Raw genomic sequence first — 18,509 nt, 5'->3', positions numbered from 1 at the left:
ATACTTAATTCTTATTACTTGATACTAGTTTCTCAAAGGTTTTCCTTTAGTTAACATATACTGAATTCTCTCTAAAGTCTTACGCTCTGTACAAAGAGATAAGAAAGCTTCGCGTTCGATATCTAATAAATATTGTTCAGATACTAAAGTAGCTTCAGATAAATCACCACCAGCCATTACGTAAGCCAGTTTGTTAGCGATTTTTTTATCGTGCTCAGAAATGTATTTTCCAGCTTCCATTTGATCTGTTCCAACTAAGAACATTCCTAATGCTTGTTTACCTAAAACCTTAACATCAGTTCTTCTGATCGGTTGTGTATAACCCGCTTCAGCCATTAATAAAGCATGTTTCTTAGCTTCAGCGATCTGACGATCTTTGTTTACTACGATAACATCTTTACCATGTTGAAGAAGTCCGGTATCAAAAGCTTCGTAACCAGAAGTTGATACTTTTGCCATAGCGATCGTTAAGAAATACTCTTGAAGAACGTTCAATTCCACATCGTTTTTGCGGAATAAATCAGACGCTCTCAAAGCCATTTCTTTAGATCCACCACCACCAGGAAGTACACCAACACCAAATTCAACCAATCCCATGTACGTTTCTGCAGCAGCAACTACTTTATCAGCGTGTAAGCTCATTTCGCATCCACCGCCAAAAGTCATTCCGTGAGGCGCCACTACAACTGGAATAGAAGAGTAACGAACGCGCATCATAGTGTCCTGGAACAATTTAATCGCCATGTTCAATTCGTCATATTCCTGCTCAACTGCCATCATGAAAATCATTCCGATATTAGCTCCAACAGAGAAATTCGCTGCCTGGTTACCAATAACCAAACCTTGATATTCCTTTTCAGATAAGTCGATTGCTTTATTGATAGCCTGAAGTACATCGCCACCAATTGTATTCATTTTAGATTGGAATTCTAAGTTCAAAATTCCATCTCCTAAATCCTGAATGATTGCACCGCTATTGCTCCAAACTTTTTTGCTTTCGCGGATGTTGTTCAGAATAATGAAGGAATCTTGTCCAGGAACTTTAACTTGTGATTTTGTTGGAATATTGTAGAAATAAGTTGCTCCTTCTTTTACAGAGTAGAAGCTTTCACTTCCAGAAGCTAACATTTCAGTAACCCATGCTGCAGGCTCTAAACCTTCTGCTTTCATGATTTCGATTCCGTTGGCAACACCAATCGCATCCCAGATTTCGAATGGACCATTTTCCCATCCAAAACCGGCTTTCATCGCATCATCAATTTTGTATAATTCATCTGAGATTTCAGGAATTCTGTTTGACACATAAGCAAACATTCCAGAAAAACTCTTACGGTAGAATTCACCCGCTTTGTCTTTTCCTTTTACTAAAACTTTAAAACGATTGATTGGCTTATCAATAGTTTTTGTCAGTTCAAGCGTAGCAAAATTTGCTTTTTTAGCAGCACGGTATTCTAATGTATCTAAGTCTAAAGACAAAATATCTTTATCTACTTTTTTGTAAAAACCTTGACCAGTTTTGCTTCCTAACCATTTGTTTTCCATCATTTTATTGACGAAATCAGGAAGTTTAAACAATTCGTGTTGTTCGTCTGTTGGGCAGTTTTCATAAATACCATTGGCAACGTGCACCAAAGTATCCAAACCAACAACGTCAACGGTACGGAAAGTAGCCGATTTTGGACGACCAATTACCGGACCAGTCAATTTATCAACTTCTTCAATTGTTAATCCCATTTCTTTAACCAAATGGAATAAACTCTGAATGCCGTAAATACCAATTCTGTTTCCAATAAACGCCGGAGTATCTTTAGCAACAACCGAAGTTTTTCCTAAGAATTTAGAACCGTATTCGTTTAAGAAATCCAAAACTTCAGTAGAAGTTTTTGGACCAGGAATAATTTCAAATAATTTTAAGTAACGCGCAGGGTTAAAAAAGTGGGTTCCGCAAAAGTGTTTTTGAAAATCTTCGCTTCTTCCTTCGCTCATAAAATGAATTGGAATACCAGAAGTGTTTGATGTAACCAAAGTTCCCGGAGTACGGAATTTCTCGATTTGTTCAAAAACCAATTTTTTGATATCCAAACGCTCCACAACAACTTCAATAATCCAATCAACATTGGCAATTCTTGCCATATCATCAGTCGTATTTCCAGTTGTGATTCGGCTAGCAAATTTTTGACTGTAAATAGGAGATGGTTTCGATTTTAATGAATTCGCCAAGTGCTCGTTTACCACTCGGTTGCGAACAGCTTTACTTTCAAGAGTTAATCCTTTTTTAGCTTCAGCCTCGGTCAATTCGCGCGGTACGATGTCAAGAAGTAAGACTTCAACACCAATATTGGCAAAATGGCAAGCTATTCCTGAACCCATAATTCCGGATCCAATTACAGCAACTTTTTTAATTGTGCGTTTCATAGGTACTTAATATTTGTTTTTTGCCAGAATCTGAATTATCTCTTAAAAGAAATACTATTCATTTTCTGTATTTTCTGTTTGATTAAATATATTTTTATCGTGAATAAGTTCATTGATGATTTCAGAAACTTCGATAAAATGTTTCAGCTTTTCTTCCGAGACATGTTTCTTAACCGTTTCATTAAACTTCAAAACTGTATTTTTAGATAAATCTCTTTTTTCTTTTCCAAATTCGGTCAGGTAAATCAAAACACCACGGCCGTCACTTGGGTTTTTCTTGCGAACAATTAAACCTTTTTCTTCCATAGATTTGAGCGTTCTGGTTAAGCTTGTGGCTTCCATTCCCATTCTAGGGCCTAAAGCGGTTGATGGTGTTCCTTCTTCCTTGTCCATACTCAATAGTGCAAATCCTGTCGCCATTGTGGCATCGTACTTTGCAGCTTCTTCATTGTACATTCTTGAAACAGCTTGCCATGTCGCTCTCAAAATATAATCTATCGTTTTGTCTTTCATAGGTAACTATATCGATTTCAAATATAATTAAAAAATACTATGCATGCATATTATTTTTTAATAAATTTTTGGTTAATTAAAAAATGTCTTTGGTTTACAGGGTTTTGTGGTTAAATTTTAACTGAAATATACTATTCTTTTTTGAAATTTTAACAAAATTAATGCGGTAAAAAATCTTTTTTGATTTTAAAACGGGATTTAATTCGGTATTATGTAAAAAATTATGCATTTATGTCAGTTAAATCTACAGGATCATAAAGCGAAATTGCATTTTGAAGAATCTTTTTCATCCGATTTCTCAAACCTTCAGGCTTTAATATTTCAAGACAGCTTCCAAATCCTAACAGAAGGCGTTCCATTTCATAATTTGGTATCACAAACAAATGTAAAATGATACTTCCGTCTTCATTTTCTTTGATTAATCGTTGTGAAGTGTGCAAAGGCTTTGTGAGAACGTAAGGCGCATTTGAAGCATCAACCCATAGTTCAATTCGTCTCGCTTTTAATCCTGAATTAACCGTAACGCCAATTACATCTTTATAATAGCTTTCGGCATCAAAATCTTCATCTAAATAAGGAAGGTTAAAATCGTAATCAATTGCTATAATTCTGTCCAAAGCTAAATTGGTAATTGGCTGAGAAGAATTTTTCTTTCCAATCAAAAACCAGCGATTGTTGAATTCCTTCAATATAAAAGGATGAAAATGGAATTTTGTTTCGTCTCTAGATTTGAATGATTTATAAGTAATTACCAAAACAACTTTCTTTACAATAGCCTGATATATTTCATCAAGATAATGCAGTCCTTTCAGATTCTCGTTTTTATCCAGATAAATAACGGGTTTGGTATGTGATTTCTCGGCATAGATTTTATCTTCCAGTCGCTGTAAAATATCTGATACATCATTAAACAAAGAGAAATCCTTAAACTGTTTCAACATAGAAACCGTTTCAGTCAAAACATTCATGTCGGTCTCCGTCAGCGGAATATCGGTTATCGAAAAATCTTCGTCTTCATATTTATAAAACTTTTTGTCGTAAACAACTATTGGCGCATTATAGCCCAGTTTTTCACTTCGCATTAATTGAATATCCATTTGAATCGTTCGTTTGCTGATTGGGTTCTCACGTCCTTCATATTCAAACAAAGCTTCAGAACAGCATTCGATTAAATCTTCTAAAGTCCATTGCCGGTATTTATTCTGCAGGCATTTGTCGATTGTTTTGTAGCGTATTAAGGCGTTTTTGTTTTGTGACATGTTGTGTTGTTTTTGCTCGCAAAGTCGCGAAGTCGCAAAGTTTTTATTTTTTAAGTCTCTAGGTAAAGGATTGAAAAGATAAAAAAGAAATCTTCTTAAATCTGCCCAATCTGCGTGAAACAAAATCTTTGCGACTTCGCGACTCTGCGAGATTATTTTTTGCGTTCTAAAATGTTTATCTCTTTTTCAATATTAACTCTCGCTTTCTCTTCATATAAATTCCGAAACGCATCGGTTTGAAAAATAAATTCGTTTTCCAGAAAATGTTTCAAGGCTTTTGCACGTCCGGGTTTGTAGAGAAAATCAGGATAAATGCGGTATTCCTTTCTAATCTGTTCAAAATAGATTTTATAATCGTCCCAATCTCTGGCGAGAATTTTCAAATCAAAATCGATTAGCCAATTGATATCTTCTATTTTATTGTGTTGATGCAATTGCGTCGCACAAATCATATCAAAAACCAATTCCGAATTAAAAGTGGTTTCCTTTGGAAGAATCTTTACGGCATATTCAGCACTTTTCAGTTCGTTATCTTTTTTGCTGCTTACATAAATGTAGTCGTGATAAAAAATGGAATACAAAACTTCCTTCGGAAATTGAAGCTGATCAAAAAACGTTTCATATTCGCTGATCATATCTTGGATATGTGTTAGATTATGATAATGTCTTGATTTTTTGGAATAAGCCTTTTCTAAATCAAGCCAATTTTGCTGAATCTCATTTTCTCCAAAACCAATATTCGAGAGTAATTCGGTATATTTATCTTTAAGATTCATGTAGTTTTTTCTCAAAAATAACGATTGTTTTTTACTGCGCAAAATAATTGCGTAGTAAAGTAAAACCTTTGCTTTATCAAAATACAAGGATATGAAAACACAAATCAACGGATTTGAATTAATGGAATTAGGATTCCCGGAAGGAAAAATAATCGGAATCGCATTAAAAATAAACAGTAAAAGACACGGGCTAAAACGCGATGAAATGATAACCAATTTCAAAAACGTTTTGGAAACACCAGAAAATTATACAGACGATGCTATTTTTAGCAAACTCGCGATTGCCTTGATTGAAAAAGCGAATGAAAAACCAGAAGATTTTATCGCTTTAAATCAAAATCCAAACGAATATTCTGCTTACGGATTAGAACATATCGAAGACGGCGCCAGAAAACAAATGGAAGTTGCCATGAAACTGCCGGTTACCGTTGCCGGAGCTTTAATGCCTGATGCGCATCAGGGTTATGGCTTACCAATTGGCGGAGTTTTAGCAACGAGAAATGCTATTATTCCGTATGGTGTTGGTGTTGATATTGGTTGTAGAATGGCGTTGTCGGTTTACGATATTCCGGAAGATTTTTACTTTGAAAACGAAGCTAAATTCAAAAGAGAATTAATGGCACATTCTAAGTTTGGTGCGGGTCATGGTTTTCAGGGACAATACAAATCAGATCACTCGATTTTGGAGAATGATACTTTCAATATGAATCCGTTTGTGAAAAACTTGAAAGATAAAGCCTGGTCGCAATTGGGATCTTCTGGTGGAGGAAATCACTTTGTGGAATTCGGAATCATGGAATTTGCAAAGGACGATGCCGTTTTAAATATCCCAAAAGGGAAATATGTCGCTTTGTTAACGCATTCCGGTTCACGTGGAATGGGCGCAACCATTGCCGGGCATTATACTAAAATCGCCAAAGAGGTTTGTAAACTTCCGGAAGTGGCAAGAAACTTAGCGTATTTGGATATGAATTCGCAATTGGGTCAGGAATATTGGATGGCGATGAATTTGGCGGGAGATTACGCATCGGCTTGTCATGAAATTATCCATAACAAAATGGAGAAAGCTTTAGGAGCAACGATTTTAGCCAAAGTAGAAAACCACCATAATTTTGCATGGAAAGAAACCTGGAACGGAGAAGAAGTAATCGTACACAGAAAAGGAGCAACTCCAGCCGGAAAAGACGTTATGGGAATCATTCCGGGAAGTATGACCGCACCGGGATTTTTGGTAAGAGGAAAAGGAGAGGAGAACGCGATTAATTCGGCTTCGCATGGAGCAGGAAGACAAATGAGCAGAACTCAGGCCATTAAAAACATAACGAAAACCGAAATGCAATCGATCTTAAAAGATCACGGCGTAACGCTTATTGGTGCAGGTTCAGACGAAGCACCAATGGCCTATAAAGATATTAATCAGGTTATGGAAGCACAACAGGATTTAGTTGATGTCGTTGCAAAGTTTACCCCAAAAATGGTCAGAATGGCGGATGATGGAAGCAGAGAAGATTAAGCAAACCTAACAGGTTTTTAAAACCTGTTAGGTTTTTTAGGTTCAAAGGTGCAGAGTTTCAAAGGGACAAAGGTTTCCTCATTTTATGACAAACATTAAATTAAGGAGATGACGGGGTATTTAGTTATCAGTCGCAGTTTTCAGTGTAGAGACGCACAGCAGTGCGTCTAACGCTGTACCTTAAAAAACTTAAAACACATAGTATAAAAGAAAACTTTGCGCCTCTGCGTCTTTGCGAGATTAAATTACTTTAATTTGCCCCAAAAAAAAACGAATGAAATTTATACAGCAGAGAACCATAATCCTAAAGTCCTTTATTGCCGCACTAGCCATCTTAATAATTAAAAACTTTGTATTCAAAAACCTTTCTTTTTACGGACAGGATTTTCACGATTTGATAGAACTATCCGATATCACGATTATTTTTACAGGAGCCTTTTTTGTATTCGGATTATTATTGGCGGCAACCATGACCGATTTTAAAGAAAGTGAAAAAATCCCGGGCGAAGTGGCTTCAAATCTCGAAGCGATTAAAGATTGGATTTATCTGGCTTTCAGGGCGCCAAGAACAGGGACATCTGATTTGTGCAAAGAAGAATTAGACAGCACTTTTTTACGCGAGCAAATGATCGCCATTACCGATGGTATTATTGCATGGATTTATTCCCACGGAAAAGATTCTACGGTTATCTTTCCCTTAATTCGAAAATCAAATGAGATTGCGTATTATTTTGCCGAAAGAGGTGTCGACAAAGAAGCCATAAAAGGCATACAGGAAAATACGAATGCAATGCGAAAACAGCTTACCCGTGCCTATTCGATTTCGAGAAACAACTTTATCAAACCGGCTTATACCTTGCTGCAAAGTATTTTGTTTATCGTAATGTCGCTTTTACTGATAACCAAATTTAAAAGCCCCTCAGCCGATTATCTGGTAACGTCTGCCATTACGTTTTTGTTTTGCTATTTGTATTTATTAATTAGCGGTTTAGACGATCCTTTTGATGTTCTCAACGGAGATACCAATGTCGATTTGAAACCTATTGATCGATTTAAACAACGATTGTGTTCGGATTTTTTGGTTTGAGAAATGGATTGTTTTTGATGGATTCTTACTAAGAAACTAAGTCTTTAATCGGCTTTATTTATAGCCTTTAAATTCAGGTATTTGTACTGGGTTTAAAGGTTTTTTGTTTATTTATATTTGGATAGAGACAACCTTTAAGACTTACGGAAATCCGTAAACTTATTAGCGAAAATTAATACATCTTTGATTAAACTAAAAAATATGCGAAAACAAAAGAAGTGCACTAAGAGACTTTTTATTAGAAACTATGAAATTTAATCAGGAAAATTCTAGTAAATTGGGAAGTGAGAGGAATTTGAGTGATGAATTGGATTTGTTTTTTAGAGAAATTATAAAATTATAAATTATGAATATTTTCAATCACAATGTAATTCAATTAAATAAAAAGGTTACACTTAACTTTATCAATATTGAAAATTATACAAATGATTTTGTAAAATTAATTGAAGAAGAGATTGGTTTTATTAGAAATGGAAGTGTTAATGATGAAGATCTCAAAGATGTAAAGAAAAGAATTAAAATATGGATTGATAGAAAGAAAAAGGATGAAAGAGCTACGAATGGATTTGTTGCTGAATTTATTTGCCATTTGTACTTGCGATCTAGAAAATTTGAACAATATTCTTTATTTAAAAACTTAGAAGAAAGAGGGCCAAAGAAAGGATTTGATGGATTGTACATGTTGAATGATGAAATGTGGTTAGTAGAAAGTAAGTCAACCACAGTCCTTACAAATACTCACTTTAGCGAAATTAATAAAGCATACTCTGATATTAAAACCAAAATAGAATCTAGTGAAAAAGATTTAAAGATAAATGATCCTTGGGAGAATGCAAAACACCATATACAAGTCGCAAACCCAAATAAAACTTTAACAGAAAATATAAAAAAATTAAGTTCTGATTTTATCAATAATAAAAAACATAAAATTAAAGAATTTAATATAATTCCCTGTTCAACGATTTATTTAAAGGCAAGTTGGAAAAAAATTAATAATGAGGAGTTAAAAAAGAAATTAGAAAAGGAAATAGTTAAAAAAGAAGCTAAAAAATTAAATGTTCTGTGCGTTAATAAAAAGAGTGTTGATGATTTTATAAAGTTTATAAAAAGTTAATAGTGGAAAAAGATATTGAGCAATTACGTAGATTAAGAAATAATGAAAAGTTTAGGGAAACTATTGAAAAGTTATGTCTAAACCAAGATCTATCGTTTGATGAAAATGAATTTCTTTTGACTTGTTCTATATTGTTTTTTAAATTATATGATTCAGACAAAAGATATACTTCTTACTTTAAAATAGGTTATTATATTATTCTAAAGTATTCACTTTCTTATAATATGTATCAAGCATTATATGATATATCTATGCAATTAGGTTTTTATCCACTTGTAGAATTTATACTCCGAAAAGAATTACTGAAATTAAACACGAAAAATATTATTGTTGATGCTTTTGCCTATAGTTTGTTCAAAAAAAACTATGAAATTCGACAAGGTTATGTTGAATCATTGGAGCAAAATAATTCTAGAAAAAAAATAATAAGCTTTGAAGGAAATGAGATAGCCTACATCGCTCCAACTTCATATGGGAAAAGTTCGATAGTTAAAGATTTTATTAAAATAAATAAGCCAAATAGAATTGCTGTTATAGTACCTACAAAATCATTATTAATTCAAACCTATCTTGATTTAAAAGAATTGTCTGGCGATTATAAATTAGTTTTACATGATGAAATGTATTCCAATGAAAGTAAATTTATTGGAATTTTAACACAAGAAAGAGCAACACGCATTTTAAATAGTAATAAAAGAAATTATTATGATGTTTTATTTGTAGATGAAGCTCATAATATTTTCAAAAGAGATTCAAGAAGTTTTATTTTAGCGAGATTATTACAATTAAATTATAGTAGAAATAATAATCAAAGAATTATTTACTTATCTCCATTAATTGGTTCAGTTCAAAACTTAAAATTAAAAAAAACTTTTCAAGGAGAAATTTCAGTAAAGAAAGTTAATCATGATTTTAAAAGTTTTGAAGTTTATTATTTTAACAATAACAAAAGCTACTTTTTTAATAGATTTTCGGGAGAATTTTATCCTTTAGATTTAAAAATCACATATTTTGACTATATCACTCATAATTTAAAATCAAAGAATTTCTTTTATCAGAATAAACCACCAACAATTGAGCTTTTTGCAGAAACATTGTATAATAATTTGAGAGATTCAAAAGAGGATAATTTGGAAATAAAAAAAATAATCTCCGTATTAAAAAAAGAAGTTCATAAAGATTTTAAGCTTGCTAAATTTTTAAGTAAAGGGATTGTGTATTTGCATGGCAAAATACCAAATATTGTAAAAGAATATATAGAGAGCAAATATAGAGAAATTGATGAAATTAAATATTTGGTAGCAAATAAGGTTGTACTTGAAGGAATTAATATGCCAATTGAAACGATTTTTATTACAAATAATAGAGCTGGAAAAAGAAACATCTCTTATAATGATCTAATTAATTTAATTGGTAGAGCAAATAGATTAAATTTTATTTTTAATGATAAAACTTTAGATAGATTAATTTCAAAAATTCATTTTCTAGATCATGAAATATTTCAGGGAAAGAGATCAATGAAGAGTACAATGGAAAAACTTAATCGTGAAAATGTAAAAGATATTATTGAAAATCCAATTGCTGAAAATTATGATATTGAGAAGTTGAATCTTGCAAGTGACGAAAGAGTAAAAAAGCAAAAGTTGGAAGATAAAAAGATAAATGATTTCTCAGATTTTATTTTAGAAGAACCAAAAAATGAATTTGATAGAATTAAGAGATATTGTATAGAAAATTCTATCAGTAATTATTTTGAAAATATAGATTTAGCTATTAAAATTATAATTACAAATATTCATAAATATGTCTTTGATGAAAATGATAAAATTATTGACATCGTAAATGAAATTTTCGTCAATAATCAAGTTAGTAATATAACTGATTTTGAAATTTCTCGTTTAAGCGAAGTAAAAGCTAGAAATTATTACAATAATTTTATTGAAGTAGTACAACATATGCATTTGAATCAAAGAATAATCTCAACTAAGGATTATTTTGATAAAAAGGCAAAGACAGATGATCCATATTTATTTATCGGGACAAGTTACGGTCAATTAACATCAAAAGAAGCAGGTAAAAAATCAAAATATGATGAAGATACTGAAAGATATGATAGCCAAGTTTATATTGATTTATCAGATACCCAAGTAGATTTGATCAATATCGCTATTGTAAAATTAAAAATAGAAGAAGATTTTATCGGATATAAAATAACTCAATTGATTTCATTTCTTCATGATTTTGAAATTATACCTAATGATTATTATCTTAAAATAGTTTATGGCACCACTAATAGTTCAATAATTGATTTAGTTAGATTTGGATTAAGTGTAAGTACAATTTCAGAATTGAGAAAAGACAATCAAATTTCAAATATTGAATTAGATAAAAATGGAAATCTAAAAGCTAAAAATAAGATCGATTTTAAAAAATATTTATCTTCAAAACCTGAGTTGTTCAAGTTTGAGATTGAAAAATATCTGAATTAATAATTAAAGTATATTAGAGACAATTTACTAAATAAATCCTAGATAAGAATATTATTTCCCTTTCAATAATTTCTCTAAATATTCAACCTTTTCTCTTTCAGCCAGAACCAAACGTTCGTAAAGCTCCACAACTTTATCAAGAGGATTGAAAGTACAATTATAGTTTGGTATATTTGGGTTATAAACTTCATTAACATGAACTACAAAATATCATTTCAGGAAAGAGCTAAAATTGGTATGGAAATATTATCAAAACAGGGGCCTGTTACTATTGAAAAAGCAAGAGCACAGGCAGAACGTTTAAGTCAGGCAAGTAAATCAAAAGTGAAGAAACAACGCTAAGTTAATTAAGAACCAATCACATTCTCAACAGGCTTCAACCCACCAAAATCGCCATCCTTACTCTTCACGAACTTCAAATAAATAAATAAAATACTCCACAAAAGGAATAACCCGATCGCACGGGTATGCGTGTACGGTTCGTTAGCGCGGATTTGCAATCCGTGCCCAGAACATAAGAAGCAATACAAATTATAAAAACAAAAGCTACAAGATATTGTAGCTTTTGTTTTTATTTGCACAGAAAATAAAACAATCTTTGTAGTTAATTCCCCTGCTGATGCGAACGTCACGCTTTTGAAAGTAACCAACTTCAAAAAATATATGAGCGCTATTGAGACGTTCGCCCAGGCAGGAGTTTTATTCCATTAAAAATATAATTATTAGAAGAAAAACGATTAAACCTATTAATAGCTTTTTGCTTTTTAATTCCCAAAGTATCTTTTTCCTTTGGGCTTCGACTTGAACTAATTTCTCTACATTTTTAAAATCAATATGACTTCTTACAATTGCCATTTTTTTTATCAAAAATATAGAAGAGTAAAAAGTAAAAAAGTCCATTAAAGATTCATTTATAATACAATAAGACAAATAAATCCACTAATGCTAATTTCTAATAATTCGTTTATTTTTGATTGCTTGATTATTTTTCTTTATTGATACATATATGCCTAACTCTTTCATATATCTAAACACTGTATTGGGCGAAACTAAATATCCACATTTTTCAAGTTCTGCTGCGATACGAAAACATCCATAAGTTTCTCTTGATGCAACAAAGATGGAATTGATTTCATCTTTTAAATTAATTTTATATTTTGCTTTTTCTGTGAGAAAACCTCTTTTCCATGTTCGATAAGCTACTGTGTTTGTGCCTAATGTTTTACATAAGAATTCTTTAGAGTAATTCTTTTCATTTTCTGCAATAAAGTGAAAAATAAAAGGTTTACCAGAAATAATAAACTCCCTAGCATTTCTAACAATTTCAAACTTTAGATTTATATTCTTAATCTTTTTTTTAAGAATTTTAATCTTTTTCTCTTCAGAACTTGATATTGAATTCCCTTTACCTGGAAAGCTTGCATCTCCCTTCTTTTTTAAAATATTTCGCCACAAAGACAGAGATTTGATACTTATTTGCAAATCTCTAGCCGTCTGAGTTACATTTCCATTTTCATAGCTTAGTTGAATAGCTTTTAATTTGAAATCTCGGTTATAATGTATCCTCCTCTTTTTCATGATTAATATTATTAAATTCCTCAATTGACTTGTAATTAAGACTGGAATGTATTCTTTTTTTATTATACCAGTTTTCTATATATTCAAGTATAACAATTTTCATTTCACTTGTTGTTAATAATCTCTTCTGCTTATAAATTGCTTCTCTTTTTAAAGTATTAAAAAAACTTTCCACAACAGCATTATCATAACTGTCTCCCGTTCGACTCATACTTGGTATGCAATTATATTCAGCCAATTTATTTGTAAACAATTTATTTGCATACTGAATTCCTTTATCAGAATGTAATATTAATCCTTCTGTAACGGGACGATTAGCTATTGCTTTTTCAAAAGCAGGTAAAGTTGTGACTTTGGTAGAAAGTCCAGAACTCAAATGCAATCCTATTATTTTTCTATCATACAAGTCCATAACAACGGTGAGATATAAAAACCTTTTATCAATACGAATATAAGTTATATCTGAAACCCATACTTTGCAAGGTTTATCAACTTTAAATTGCCTGTTTAGAACATTTGGCGCAATACATAAATTATGTTTTGAATTGGTTGTAACTTTGAATTTCTTTTTTACTTTACTTCGCAAGCCAAGCTCTTTCATCCAAAACGATACTTGTCCCTCAGAAATTTGAAATCCACGACTGTGCAGTTCTCTCGTAATTAATACAGCTCCTTTATGCTGTTCAAATTCAAAAAATATAGAACTTATTTCCTTTTTAAGTAGGTAGACACGGGTTTCTGTTTTAGAAAAAGGCTGTTTTTTCCATAAATCGTAGGTAGAATGGGATGCCCCTAAGACCTCGCACATTTTATACAAAGGGTATTTATCTCTGTTTTGATGTATAAAATTACAAAGTAACTGTTTACCTTGATTGATATATTTAATTCCTTTTTCCAGTATTTCTAACCGTAGTTGGGAATCTGCTAGCTCCTTTTCTAATTCGTAGATTTCCTTGTTTTCATAATAAACTCTTTTTCGGCCTAGACATGGAAAACTTCCCTTTGCAAATTTAGAATAAGTAGTTCGCCATTTAGAAAGCATTTTAGGATTAACACCTAATTCATCCGCAGTTTCTGAAACCGTATTTCTTACATAACTTAATAGAACTGCATTCTCTTTGAAGATGGGGTCGTAATGTCTTACATTTTTATTCATATCATTAAATTTTAATGTTAATCAACCTTATCACAAAAAAATGACAATCTAAATTACAACATATTAGAAAACAAAATCCCCCTGCAGGCGCGAGCGTCCCTCTCGTGAGTACAATTACATCAATAAACCCTGCAAATATCAATCTGCAAGATTTGTTATAAAAAATTTAATTTCACTAAAATTTGTTAAATTATCCAAAAAACATCTACATTTGCCCTCGAATTAGTAAAAAAACAATCATATGAACCTGTCAGCAATAAAAAATAGCGATCGTTTAGCGGGATTTCTTCCGGCTAAAGACTCAGGATGTCATATGTATTTTATGGAATAGGAATGTAATTGTAGTTTCAAACTCAACATAAAATAGAAAAGCGTCCTTATTTTGGGACGCTTTTTTTGTTTTAAGGCATTTTGACTTCGGTAAAAAGGCACTTCGACTTCGCTCAGTGTGACAAAAAGATGATTTAAAATAACGAAAATCAAACCATAACTAAAAATAATTAAAAAAATAATTGACCAAATAGTACATGATAAAACCAAATAGCGAAATATAATCTTGAAAAGTAATCTGATGAGAGACAGTCATTTGATACAAAAAGAAAGCTGCACAAGTTTGCGGACAGGAATTTCTATGATTTAATTTTAAGTTTAACTATTTGATAATCAATAAAATAATCTTAAAAAAGATTTGGATAATTGATTTTTTCGACTTTATCTTTGCCGAAGAAAATCTGAAAACAGAAATTCAAATAGCAATAACGATTTCAAAATATAATACAACATATAAAATGGCTTTATATAACAACATATACAACACACAACTGCTAAACCCGAGTTTCGATCTTGGACGTTTAACAACACAGGTGCATCAATACAGGCAGTAGGATAGTCGTATCCCGTTGAATTTATAAAGCACCTTTTAATCGGGTGCTTTTTTTGTGCTCATGAGTTTTTGCCACAAAGGCGCGAAGACTCAACGCTTTTAAGAAGAAACTTTGCGACTCTGCGACTTTGCGAGAGATTAACAAAGCATTGTAAAAAGAGCCGGCAAGCAATTTTCTCGCAAAGTCGCCAAGACGCCAAGAAAAATAAACTTAGTGTCCTAGTGCCTTTGTAGCAGAATAATAAAGTACGCAAAATAACTGCGCAGTACAATTTGAATATTTGTTCAAGAAATAAAACAAGTTCTTTTATAAACTGAAATGCATCAAAGTTTAGGCTTTGATTAAAAATATCAAACAAGTCCAGTTGCGTGTTTCTGTATAGCACCATTGTAGGGAACTTTCCGCGAAAGCGAATTATGTTTTTCTATGCAACTTGGTTTGGAGGTTTTTGATTGTTTTCCAAAAAATGATCTCCATCTATTTGTTATGGGTTCGAATCCCATTCGCAGCAATGCGATAACTCAATCCGGTAGAGTAATAGAAGTTAACGCAGGTTCGAATCCTGCACCGATTAAGTTCGGTTGGATGAGTGGCTAATCAACAACAGACTGAAAATCTGTCTTGACAGAGCGCATCACTCTTTAAAAGATGTACCATAAAAAAAACTGATTTGTCTTTGTCAGTGAAATTAAGATTCTAGAATTTGAAATTTCACACTCATGATAAAGCCAGTGCGAAAAGCAACGTTTTTTGAAATACTTGTTTTCTTCTCGATTTGATTGTTAAGATGATTTGGGGATCATCTTAATAAAATAGAATCGAAAACAATTCGGGTAAACAAATTACAAACTCTTCATCCGTTTTTTTCGGAGGAGAAAGGCAAAAAGGTTTTTTTATTAAATAAGACAATAGAAGAAAGAGAATAGGAGTAAGAGAATAGAAGAAAGAGGCAAGAGACAAGAGAATAGAAAATAGAAAATAGAAAATAGAGTAAAGATTTATGCGGTTTTGAAACTTGAAACTTGAAACCTGAAACAAATAAAACAAAACAAAACAAAACAAAACATAAACCATGATAAAAAGAATCAAAATCGAAGCGTACCAAGTGGGTTTGCTTTTCGAAAACAGAAAATTAGTAAAAGTATTAGAAGAAGGTTTGCACTGGATTTTTGGAAACAAAAATGCATTGATTTACGATTTGAATGGTGTTTTTAATGCGCCTTTTGAATTGAATATTTTATTGCAGAATGAAGTTTTAGCCTCAATGTTAGACGTTGTTGAGGTTGCTGATAATGAGATTGTTTTGCATTTTATAAACGGAAATTTTAAAGGAACGCTTACATCAGGAAGACATCCTTTCTGGAAAGGAATTGTAAAAAACGAATTCATAAAAGCAGATCTTTCTAAAATTGAAATCACAGAGAATATTCAAGTAAACTTGTTGGAGCATGCTCAATTAAGATACTTTGTTCGAAAATTTATTGTAGCTAGTAATGACAAAGCGTTGTTGTTTGTGAATGGAACTTTTGTAAAAGAGTTGAAATCAGGAACGCATTACTTTTGGAATAACGCTATTACGATCGAAGTTAAAACTGTTGATACAAGACAGCAACAACTTGAAATTTCGGGACAGGAATTGTTGACTAAAGATAAAGCAGGATTGAGAATCAATTTTTTTGTGAGATACCAAGTTATTGATATTATGAAAGCTTTGGTCGAAAACAAAGACTTCGAGAAACAGCTGTATGTTGCCATGCAATTAGCTTTAAGAGCTTTTGTTGGCGGATTGACTTTAGATGAATTATTGAGCAAAAAAGATGCTATTGCAGAAGCTATTTTAGAAGAAGCAAAAACTAAAATCAAAGATTTAGGTTTGAATATTTCTGATGCTGGAATAAGAGATGTAATTCTTCCAGGAGATATGAAAGAAATCATGAATCAGGTTTTGGTTGCCGAGAAAAAAGCGCAGGCCAACAGTATTATGAGAAGAGAAGAAACCGCTGCAACAAGAAGTTTGCTAAACACAGCAAAGCTGATGGAAGAAAATGAAATGTTGTGGAAATTGAAAGAGATGGAATACGTTGAAAAAATCGCCGATAAAATTGGAGAAATCACAATTTCTGGAAGCGGCAATGTAATTGGACAATTAAAGGAAATCTTCGTAAAATAGAGAAAAGCCATCAATGGAAACGCTGGTGGTTTTAGTTTAAAAATAAAAATTTAAGGATGAATCAAGAAATAGGATGTGCGTCTGACCGTCATTTTGGTCATACAACTATAGTTGAGTGTAGTGAGTTTCCATTTGCCTCGAGCAAAGGATATCATTTAGGGCTCATTAAAGAATGGAATGAAAAGGCAAGATCGAGGGAAATTTATATCGTTTAGGAGATGCTTCTCCGGTAAAGTAATGTTGTTTTAAGCTTTACAGATATTGGTTTCCCAGAGGTCCTGCGATTTTCTGAGGTTCCCAAGAATTACAAAGAAAAAATACCATGAATAACAATACATTAAAACAATAAAAACGCAATTAGAAAAAAATACGAGATAGAAAAAGAAGGAAAATATTTTGATTATTTACACAAACCTTCTCGAGGAAAACTTCGTGATTTATGCTGGTTCATTTTCGAAGACAATCTAACAAAGGATGATTTGAATGTTTTCAGTAATCTATTGGGTTTAGATTTCGATCATACCAAAAAGAATAAGTTTAAGGAGAAGAAAGATAAGTTTAGACCTATCGAGACTTTCTTTAAAGGTGAAACAGATCCGTCAAATATAGATGCTATAAATATGGCTGCAATTTTGGTTGATTTTGAGCCTCGTCCTTTCAAGAAGTTTTACGAAAATTCTAAAACTGAAGCAGCAAAACCAATCAAACGGATTGATAAAGCGAAAGCAGTTTTTGAAAAGAAGCGTAATGAAAAAAGGGAAAAGACTGAAAAAAAGTCTAAGAAAAGAAGTTTCTTTCTAGATTTTAAAAGCATGTTTTTATAGGCTTTTGCCACAAAGGCACTAAGACACAAAGTTTTTTAGCCACAGATTAAAGGATTAAAAAGATTATTAAAAAATCTCCTGAATCTGCTAAATCTGCCTGAAACTAATCCTAGCGTTCCTTTGCGTAAATCTTAGCGAACCTAGCGGTTAAACAATTAAACACAATTATTAAAAATTAAACAAAATGAAAACTACAGATAAAATTATTATTATCGATTTAGAAGCCACATGCTGGCAGGGCACGGTCCCGCAAGGCCAAGAAAACGAAATTATCGAAATCGGATTGGCCATTTTAGATGCAGAAACAGGGCAGATTACAAAGAATAAAGGTATTTTGATAAAACCGCAACGTTCTAGCGTGAGTCCGTTTTGTACAGAATTAACAACCATAACTCAGGATTTGCTGGATCAAAACGGAGTCAGTTTTGAAGACGCTATACACGAATTAATTGACGAGTATAATCCAGATTTATACACTTGGGCAAGTTACGGTCAGTACGATCTCAATATGCTTAGAAAACAATGTAAATCATTAGGAATTCCGTATCCAATGGCTGACGAACATATTAACGTAAAAGTCTGGTTTGGAGAAAAATTTGGTCTGGTAAAACCAACCGGAATGAATGGTGCTTTACAAATGCTGCGTATTCCGTTAGAAGGAACACATCACCGTGGCATTGACGATGCAAAAAATATCGCAAAGATTTTGCATTGGTGTCTGCACAATTAAA

At 32.2% G+C, this 18,509-nt stretch carries 14 protein-coding genes and 1 pseudogene; 8 read left to right on the top strand and 7 right to left on the bottom strand.

What is annotated here, in order from left to right; all coding sequences use genetic code 11:
• Positions 1–24: 24 nt before the first annotated feature.
• The 4 genes from EV145_RS06725 to EV145_RS06710 all read right to left on the bottom strand — a co-directional run bounded on the left by EV145_RS06725 (position 25) and on the right by EV145_RS06710 (position 4,978).
• The gene (locus tag EV145_RS06725) at positions 25–2,415 is read right to left on the bottom strand and encodes a 3-hydroxyacyl-CoA dehydrogenase/enoyl-CoA hydratase family protein (RefSeq protein ID WP_133524454.1); all 2,391 of its coding nucleotides are present in this window, start codon (positions 2,413–2,415) and stop codon (positions 25–27) included.
• A gap of 54 nt (positions 2,416–2,469) precedes the next feature.
• Positions 2,470–2,928 carry a MarR family winged helix-turn-helix transcriptional regulator gene (locus EV145_RS06720; RefSeq protein ID WP_115888678.1) on the bottom strand — a complete coding sequence of 153 codons (459 nt, stop codon included), beginning with the start codon at positions 2,926–2,928 and terminating at the stop codon, positions 2,470–2,472.
• Between the two features lie 221 nt (positions 2,929–3,149).
• A complete protein-coding gene (locus tag EV145_RS06715) occupies positions 3,150–4,187 on the bottom strand; it encodes a helix-turn-helix transcriptional regulator (RefSeq protein WP_133524453.1) in 1,038 nt (345 codons plus the stop codon).
• Between the two features lie 152 nt (positions 4,188–4,339).
• Positions 4,340–4,978, bottom strand: coding sequence for a hypothetical protein (locus EV145_RS06710; protein WP_317128110.1), 639 nt, complete (start codon positions 4,976–4,978; stop codon positions 4,340–4,342).
• A 76-nt stretch (positions 4,979–5,054) separates the two neighbouring features.
• On the opposite strand from EV145_RS06710, the gene EV145_RS06705 reads away from it, so the two are divergent.
• The 4 genes from EV145_RS06705 (at position 5,055) to EV145_RS06690 (ending at position 11,166) form a co-directional block, all read left to right on the top strand.
• The gene (locus EV145_RS06705) at positions 5,055–6,476 is read left to right on the top strand and encodes an RtcB family protein (protein WP_133524452.1); all 1,422 of its coding nucleotides are present in this window, start codon (positions 5,055–5,057) and stop codon (positions 6,474–6,476) included.
• 274 nt (positions 6,477–6,750) lie between these two features.
• Positions 6,751–7,563, top strand: coding sequence for a hypothetical protein (locus EV145_RS06700; protein ID WP_133524451.1), 813 nt, complete (start codon positions 6,751–6,753; stop codon positions 7,561–7,563).
• Between the two features lie 346 nt (positions 7,564–7,909).
• On the top strand, positions 7,910–8,677 hold the full coding sequence (locus EV145_RS06695) for a hypothetical protein (protein WP_133524450.1): 768 nt from the start codon (positions 7,910–7,912) through the stop codon (positions 8,675–8,677).
• Positions 8,678–8,679: 2 nt separating this feature from the next.
• Positions 8,680–11,166, top strand: coding sequence for a DEAD/DEAH box helicase (locus tag EV145_RS06690; RefSeq protein ID WP_133524449.1), 2,487 nt, complete (start codon positions 8,680–8,682; stop codon positions 11,164–11,166).
• Positions 11,167–11,217: 51 nt separating this feature from the next.
• Here EV145_RS06690 and EV145_RS22580 read toward each other — a convergent pair.
• Positions 11,218–11,331: pseudogene (locus EV145_RS22580) on the bottom strand (transcriptional regulator); the annotation flags it as partial.
• Between the two features lie 30 nt (positions 11,332–11,361).
• Here EV145_RS22580 and EV145_RS22370 point away from each other — a divergent pair.
• A complete protein-coding gene (locus EV145_RS22370) occupies positions 11,362–11,508 on the top strand; it encodes a hypothetical protein (RefSeq protein ID WP_166638418.1) in 147 nt (48 codons plus the stop codon).
• A 603-nt stretch (positions 11,509–12,111) separates the two neighbouring features.
• Here EV145_RS22370 and EV145_RS06680 read toward each other — a convergent pair.
• Complete coding sequence (locus tag EV145_RS06680; RefSeq protein WP_133524448.1) at positions 12,112–12,744, bottom strand: IS3 family transposase; 633 nt, start codon at positions 12,742–12,744, stop codon at positions 12,112–12,114.
• Positions 12,719–13,900 carry an IS3 family transposase gene (locus EV145_RS06675; RefSeq protein ID WP_133524447.1) on the bottom strand — a complete coding sequence of 394 codons (1,182 nt, stop codon included), beginning with the start codon at positions 13,898–13,900 and terminating at the stop codon, positions 12,719–12,721. Before EV145_RS06675 ends, EV145_RS06680 begins: the two co-directional genes overlap by 26 nt.
• A gap of 1,956 nt (positions 13,901–15,856) precedes the next feature.
• Between EV145_RS06675 and EV145_RS06670 the strand changes: the two genes are divergently transcribed.
• From EV145_RS06670 to EV145_RS06660, 3 genes are all read left to right on the top strand, one after another.
• On the top strand, positions 15,857–16,954 hold the full coding sequence (locus EV145_RS06670; protein ID WP_133524446.1) for a slipin family protein: 1,098 nt from the start codon (positions 15,857–15,859) through the stop codon (positions 16,952–16,954).
• A 620-nt stretch (positions 16,955–17,574) separates the two neighbouring features.
• Positions 17,575–17,778, top strand: a complete 204-nt coding sequence (locus EV145_RS22575; protein WP_243739213.1) for a hypothetical protein — start codon at positions 17,575–17,577, stop codon at positions 17,776–17,778.
• A 184-nt stretch (positions 17,779–17,962) separates the two neighbouring features.
• Entirely contained in the window at positions 17,963–18,508 is a 546-nt protein-coding gene (locus tag EV145_RS06660; RefSeq protein WP_133524445.1) for a 3'-5' exonuclease, read from the top strand.
• Position 18,509: the final 1 nt, after the last annotated feature.

Source organism: Flavobacterium sp. 245 (assembly GCF_004362055.1).
Lineage (GTDB): Bacteria > Bacteroidota > Bacteroidia > Flavobacteriales > Flavobacteriaceae > Flavobacterium.
The sequence above is the reverse complement of the archived record's forward strand: the minus strand, read 5'-3'. Positions and strand labels throughout refer to the sequence as shown.